At 64.7% G+C, this 6,669-nt stretch carries 5 protein-coding genes; all 5 read right to left on the bottom strand.

What is annotated here, in order from left to right:
- The coding region (locus QZY48_RS29715; RefSeq protein WP_295437419.1) for a DUF1156 domain-containing protein at nucleotides 1-1,206 on the bottom strand (1,206 nt) is incomplete at its 3' end.
- A 202-nt stretch (nucleotides 1,207-1,408) separates the two neighbouring features.
- Nucleotides 1,409-1,630 (bottom strand): hypothetical protein, encoded by a 222-nt coding sequence (locus tag QZY48_RS29710; RefSeq protein ID WP_295437417.1) that lies wholly within the window; start codon nucleotides 1,628-1,630, stop codon nucleotides 1,409-1,411.
- A 94-nt stretch (nucleotides 1,631-1,724) separates the two neighbouring features.
- Nucleotides 1,725-2,408, bottom strand: a complete 684-nt coding sequence (locus QZY48_RS29705; protein ID WP_295437416.1) for a DUF3780 domain-containing protein — start codon at nucleotides 2,406-2,408, stop codon at nucleotides 1,725-1,727.
- A gap of 345 nt (nucleotides 2,409-2,753) precedes the next feature.
- A complete protein-coding gene (locus QZY48_RS29700; RefSeq protein ID WP_295437414.1) occupies nucleotides 2,754-5,843 on the bottom strand; it encodes a DUF499 domain-containing protein in 3,090 nt (1,029 codons plus the stop codon).
- A 161-nt stretch (nucleotides 5,844-6,004) separates the two neighbouring features.
- On the bottom strand, nucleotides 6,005-6,669 hold a 665-nt coding region (locus QZY48_RS29695), incomplete at its 5' end, for a Uma2 family endonuclease (RefSeq protein WP_295437412.1).

The following is a 6,669-nucleotide window of genomic DNA, read 5'->3' as shown; positions in this document are numbered from 1 at the left end:
TGGCAGGCGCCAGCGGATGCAGTAGAGGCGCTCCTGAAAGGTGTCGTCCGGGCGCGGGACCAGGTCCGCGTTCTCCCATTGGCGCAGGCCGTAGGCTGCGCCCGCGGCCCCGCGGCGGTCGCCGCGGATAGCGGTCATGGGGGTTGACTGTCCGCAGTGGGGGCAATGCAGGCGCGAGTTGCGCACCGTGCCGATTCGGGCCGAACCCAGGTCGGCGGTACAAATGCCCTGGTAGATCTCGATGTTGAATCCCTCGCCGACCGGTCGCGGCTCCAACCGGGCGATGGTCATGGTCTTCTCGCCGATGACCCAAGAGGGCGCGAGTGGAACCAGCCAGCCACACTCCGGACAGCAGGTCTCGGCACAATACAAATAGGCATCGGCACGCCAGCCCAGGGCGTTGTGCTCAACACGCCAGTCCGTGACCTGTCGGTCCACGGCGGCGAAGACCCCTTCCTGGGCCTCGCGGACCTGCTTGGCCACCGCCGCGCCGCCGCCGACGATGTTGATCGCCCCCCAGGTGAGCAGCGCGGCGACCGGGTTGAGGTCCGAACCATAAGCATCGCAACCCAGGCGCGCGGCTTCGAATGGGACGCTACCGCCGCCGCAGAAGGCGTCCCCGACCCTTGGCGTGTGGCCGAAGCGGCGCACGCCCAACTCCCGGACCAGATCGGCCAGGCTCGCGGCGCTGGTACCCAGATGGGCATTGATGTCGGCCCAGGTCTGCGGCGAAGGACCGTCGATGTGCTCGGGACGGTCACAATAGACAAGCTTGTCATCATAGTGGAGCCGCTCGAAGGCCAGCCGTTGGACCTCCTCCCGTCCCGTGCTGTCGATGCCCTTGCGCAACCGCGGGCGTCCCGGGTCTGTGCCGGGCTGGAACCAGTCGTTGCGCTCCGTCGCGGTCAATAGCGCATAGGCGTCCTTGAGCGCGATGTTCTTGGTCTTGCGGCGCCACAGGCCCGCTTCGTCCATGGTCAACAGCTTGAGAAAGACCGCCCGGTCCGCCTTGGGGTCTTTCGATGCGGGCATCAGGAGCCCGATAATCGCCGCCCGGACCATGATCAGCGGCTTGCGGCCCCACCACTTGCCCAGTCCGGTCAGGGTCTGGCTGTAGTTCGCCTTGCGCTCCTTGTAGCTCTCCTTGGAGAGCTTGGAGACGGGAAACTGGGTCTCGATGAATGTCAGGTCAGGTTCCATGCTCATGCGGCTTTTCCCAAAGAATTACTCTCACAAAGACACAAAGAACACAAAGAGAAACCAATAGCAAGCGATACGCGAGTCGATTGCCGCCACATCCTGGTGCTCTTTGTGTCTTTGTGTCTTTGTGAGAGATACTCTTCCATGACCTGCCTGACGCGAATGGCGATCGGCACAGGTATCTTGCTGCTGCTTAGTCCGGCCTTCTTCATTGCGGCGCCGTGCGAGGGCGTTCGCGCAGAAGGCCCTGAAATGCCTCATCCGGCATGTCCGCCCAGATACCCGCGAAGTCATTGTCTTGCGCGCTGCCACCGGCAGGTCCGCTCTCCAGATCGACGCGGTAACGGTGGACGAGATTGAAGACCTCGGCGATCTTATCGTCCGGGATCGAGGCAATCTCTTCGGAAAGTTGCTGTCTGGAAATGGCCATGACGGGGTCTCTCAAATAACGGCATCGCGGGTGTTGAAGATTCCGCCCCATGCCAGCCTTCCCCCATGCGCGGGCGGTGGGTAGGAAGAAGGGCTCAGCGTTCGGGTTGGACTTCCTTCGTCCTGGCTCGACGCGGCGCGCGGACGGCCTTGCGTTCGGCTGGGGCCGGTGCAGGTTCGAGCAGCGCCTCGGATACCTGCCGTCTCTGCAATTCAAACACAGGCAGGGGCTCGTGTGACAGGCCGGACACCGGATTCTCGGTGAGGGCATAGCGCACCGCCTTACGCCACCCCTTGCCGCGCCCCTGGATGGCATGACCGGTGGCGGCGCTGGTCATGGTGTAGAGCCACCAGCGCTCCTCCGGAACCAGACCGAGCCAGTTTCTGATCGCGGCGGGGATCAGTGCCGGGTCGGCCTCCTCGATCGCCCAGGCGAGCAGCACCAGTTCCTTGCCCAGCAGGCGGGAGATGGGGTTGGTACCGGTCTTCCAACTCCCGGACTTGATGCCGTCCTGTTTCAGGCGCTTGTTGATCTCGACCCGGACCTCGTCGGCGATGCCGTCCCACTTGGTGCGGGGCAGCATGACGCGCAGCTTACCCTCGGCCTCGCCCAGGGCGAAGGTCGGGCGGCTGCCGGTCCCGTCCGCGTCCCAGGTGAAATGCTCCGAGATCAGTACGTCCTCCCGGTTGCCGGCCGGGATGGTGACCAGGAAGTGGTGCGCGGATTCCTCGGGGCAGAAGCCGAACCCAAGACACACCGGCTTTTTTGCTATTGCCATTCAGGAAATGCTCACACTGGGGCATAAGAACTTAAGAATTAAGAATTCTCTCTCAAAGACACAAAAATCAAGAAGAAGAAAGAATTCTCTCACAAAGACACAAAGACACAAAGATCAAAAAGAAAAGGGCTTCGGATCGGATCGCATTTGCCGTTGATGCCTGTGTGTTCTTTGTGTCTTTGTGTCTTTGTGAGAGCCATTCTTCTCTTCTGTGTCTTTGTGAGGGTCATTCTTCTCTTCCGTGTCTTTGTGAGGGTCACTCTTCGCTGCCGTGTCTTTGCGAGAGTCATTGTTCTCTTCTGTGTCTTTGCGTGAGTCATCGCGTGCTTGATACCGGCGCGCACATCATGCTTGCTCGACCTCGCCACGGGGCAGCTCGACGGCGATGTCGTGGACATAGTCCAGGAGCTGTTGGCCGGTGGGGAACCAGAGGGCGGAGGCTTCGATACTGACCTCGCCCTCGCTGACCAGGGAGCGCAGGTGCTCCACGGTGGCATGGAGCTGATCCGTGCCGAGCAGCATCTCGTCGGCGAGCGTCAATTCCGCCCATTGACCGTCGAGTACTGCAATCCGTTGGGCCGCCGCCTTGCCCCCGTGCTTCTTCAGTCGCTCGATGAACCCATACGCGCTGTGGGTCGTGCTGAAATGGAAGATCTTCTCGGGGTGACTCAAGGGGCGCCAGGTGGCGGGCCGGTCTGGGTCGATGGGCTCATCGAGGTGCGGGTCCGGCCCCGCTCCCCAGTCGACGGACACCTTATGGGTCTCGGAGGTGATGCCCTTGTCCTCCGCGACCGCGAGTACGAAGCGGCTGCCTCCCGGTACTGCGAAGGGATCGTCATAGGCGCCGCCGGCGACTTTGGGATCGGACCCGTCAGTGGTATAGCGTGTGGGTGCGGGTGGCGCGGTGCGCAACTCCACCCGCTTGTCCGCACTGCTGCCGTAGACCCGGCTCTTGATGGTGATCTTGTTGTTCCAGGTAGAGGGCTCGCCGGTCTCATGCTTGCCGGTGGAGTCGATGGCCAGGAAGGAGACGATCAGCTCGGCGGTCTCATAGTCGCGCCCCGAGAGCTTCTGCGATACGGTGGTGGCCGGTGCGCCGATCTCTACATAGATGGTGTCGCCGTTGACCGGTGTGGCGCGCAGCTTCACGCGGCCGGTGTCGTCGTCGCGGGACAACTCCTGGATCTTGACTTGGGTGACGGGCTGCGGAAAGGGCCCTTTCTCAACGTAGCCGCCATCCTCGCGCCAAAGCTCCCGGTGCAGGGCGTCGGCCTTGAGCTTGTCCAGGGCATCCGGCCGGTGCCATTGCCATGCGGCACTGGTGGCCGCCCGGCGCTTGATCTCACTCCAGAGCATGACCTTTTGGGTGAAGAGACGGGCCTCGACCTTCTTGACGAAGGTGTCGCCGGTCACGTCCTCCGTATATTTCATCTTGCCCTTGAGGGTGCGGACGATCTGGTCCTCGCCGTCGTACTTGTTGGCGGTGAACTCCATGGGGAAGTCCGCGGACATGAGGCGCTGGGCGCTCGGGTAGTAGAGGGTGGCAAAGGTCTCGCGCAGGGCGCTGCCGAACTGGTTCTGGATGCGGTCGAGCAGGTCGCGGGCCTGGACGAGTTGGGGGTCGTTGTCCGGGGTGCCCTCGGATCTCAACTCGTCGATGATGTGGCGGATCGCCTTCAGCTCTTTGGCGGCGTTGAGCAAGGAATCGAAGCTGCGCTGACCCGTCAGGAAGCAGATGCGGTTCTTGAAATCGATGTTGTCGTAGAGCGTCGCCAGATCGGGGTTGAGCCCGCCGGGGTGGGGATTGGCGATGACCAGGACGGTCCGGTCCTGGGTCACGTCGATCTCGTCTACCGCAGGCAGGGCCTGGACCTTCTGGTAACAATACCCGGTCTCCGGCTTGAACAACTCGGCGAGCCGCTCACGCAGTTCCTTCAGCGATTGGTCGTGCAGATAGCTCTCGGCGGTGGTGCGCAGCCGGGCGACCAGATTCTGGACGTTCTTGACGAAGAGCCGCCCGTCGCGACCGGCGTGCAGGTACCAGGCGGTGGTGACGAGGCGGTTGAGTACCTCGTTCTTTAGCTTGGAGATATCGCGGCCGGGCGCGCAGAGGTTGGCAACCAGCTCCGGCAGGGTGAGTCCCTTGGTCCCGCCCGCGACATTGCTCAAGGATGCGACCAGCAGGAGCTTCATTACGTCCTGGGCATCGCTGCCGCCTAAGTTGGTGTCCAGGACCTCGGCGACCGACTGACCGCCGGAGGCGATGTCGTAGGAGACCGCGTTCTCCAGGCTGCTGTTGATCTGGTTGATCTCGGACAGGGTTTCGCGATCGTTGAGGTCGAGGTCGTGGGCGCTGACCAGGTAGGCGCGGTCGGCCTCGCCGTTCTCCCATAGACGGGAGGCGACGATGCGCATGAGCCGGATCAGTCCGCGGGTCTGCTGGAAGCCGGGATTTTCCTTGAAGCGGGCGTAGAGATCGCGGATCGCCGGGTGGAAGGGGTAGGACTCGGTCACCCGCGCGGCAAACTGCTCGGGCGAGGCGTTGGTGACATCCATCTGGCGGGCGTCACGAACGGACTTGGCATAGCCAAGGGCTACGTCGGCGATGGCCTCCCTGGACGGCAACTCCGCGAAGAGGCGCCGGCGCAGGATCTGGTAGAACTCGTCCGTGTTCATCCGGACCGGCTCCAGGCTCATCGCCGAACGGCCGGTCTCTTTGTCCAGATCGCCCAGGGCCTGGATGATCTGTTGGCTGCCGCCCGCGTAGGTCGCCGTCAGGTCAGTGATGACGAGACAGACGTTGGCCAGTTCGTCCTTGCCGATGGCGACCAGCAGGTTGGACAGGGCGGTCGCGGTGACCACCGAGAGGTCCGAGTTGCCGATGGTCTTGGACCTGGCGTACTCGAAATAGGGGGGCAACTCGTCGAGCAGGATCAGGAGCGGGTCGCCCTTTAGCAGGTTGATCCAGGCCGTCTGGCCGGGGGCGGACAGCGGTGAGTAGTAGTCCGCAAACTGCCCCTTCTTGCCGAGTTGGGTGGCGATGGCGCCCCAGATGCCCAGCGGGGTATCGCTCTCGCGGCCGGAGAAGGCGACGACGCGCACCGGCCCCAGCGCCCCCGGGGTGTAGAAGCCATCCATGACCGGGACGCGGTGCTCGGGGTGTTTGGCGAGCAGACCAAAGGCCACCAGACTATGGGTCTTGCCGCCGCCCATGGCCTGGGTGAGCTTGAAGACACCCTGCGTCGTCTTGCCTTCCAGGCGCCGGAAGCCCTCGGTCAGCAGGATCCGCATGCCCTCCGTGGTGTGGTTCTCGCTGAAAAAGGCCGCGGCGTCGATTCGGTCCTGTGCCAGGTCGGACAGGTCGAGGACGGTATCCCGCCGCGCCTTGTCGAAGATGCTGTCGCGGGGTTTGCAGGCGTTGGCGAGTGTCTTCATGGGTCCCTTTCGTCTTGGTCAGTTGTCGCGCGCTGGGGAGCCGTCGCGCGGCCGCGGCGGCCGCCGGTGAGTTTACCCCGTCGCGCCGCGCGACGGCTCGCGCCAGCCTGCCAGGTCGACAGCGACCCAGCGACGCGCGCCAATCATGGCGATAACCTCGCTCAGGCGTCGAACAGCCCGGCCAGGGTGTCGGCCTGGGCCGCGGCGAGCAGCCAGGCACGCAGGCGCTCGGGGTCGCGGGTGCTGCGCAGGCGCTCGCGGGTGGCGTCGTCGACCGCCAGGCCGCGGGCGGCGAGCAGGGTCAGGATCGCGTCAATCAGGCCTTCCTCGCGGATGGCATCCAGGTCCGCGTAACCGCGGCGCTGCAAGAGGTTGCGCAGGATGAGATCCTGGGCGGCGACGCGGTCAAACAGGGCGGCGACCGGGACCGGATTGCGCAGGATGCCTGGCGCGAGGAGCTGCTCCCCCACCCCGCGGGTCTGCATCGGCTGCCCCGGGGCATGGACCTCGACCCGGCGCGGGCCGATCAGGCGCACTACCCATACCAGGCGCGTGCCGTGGGCGAGCAGGTCGGCGATCTTGGTCCGCAGGTCCGCCTCGTCCTGTCCGCGGGCGGCGTATTCCAGGGCGAGCGGCGGGGCCTCGGGGATCCAGCCGCCCTCCCCGCCCGGCACCCCCGTGCGGCCGGCCACCGAGACATCGGGTGCGCGCAGGGTCCCGGGGTCCGGCGAATAGCCGGCATCGACCCCGGTCCACTGCACGTCCGGGTCGCTGTCGAGCAGCGCGGCACCGGTCGCGTTCGGGCCCGCGTGGTCGCGCCCGGACG

It is taken from the genome of uncultured Thiodictyon sp. (genome assembly GCF_903828115.1).
Taxonomy (GTDB): Bacteria; Pseudomonadota; Gammaproteobacteria; order Chromatiales; family Chromatiaceae; genus Thiodictyon.
This window is presented reverse-complemented; position numbering and strand designations above follow the sequence as displayed.

Coding starts and splice junctions, on each gene's coding strand:
- QZY48_RS29710 (WP_295437417.1), bottom strand. CDS start 1,630: ATGGCCATTTCCAGACAGCAACTTTCCGAAGAGATTGCCTCGATCCCG.
- QZY48_RS29705 (WP_295437416.1), bottom strand. CDS start 2,408: ATGGCAATAGCAAAAAAGCCGGTGTGTCTTGGGTTCGGCTTCTGCCCC.
- QZY48_RS29700 (WP_295437414.1), bottom strand. CDS start 5,843: ATGAAGACACTCGCCAACGCCTGCAAACCCCGCGACAGCATCTTCGAC.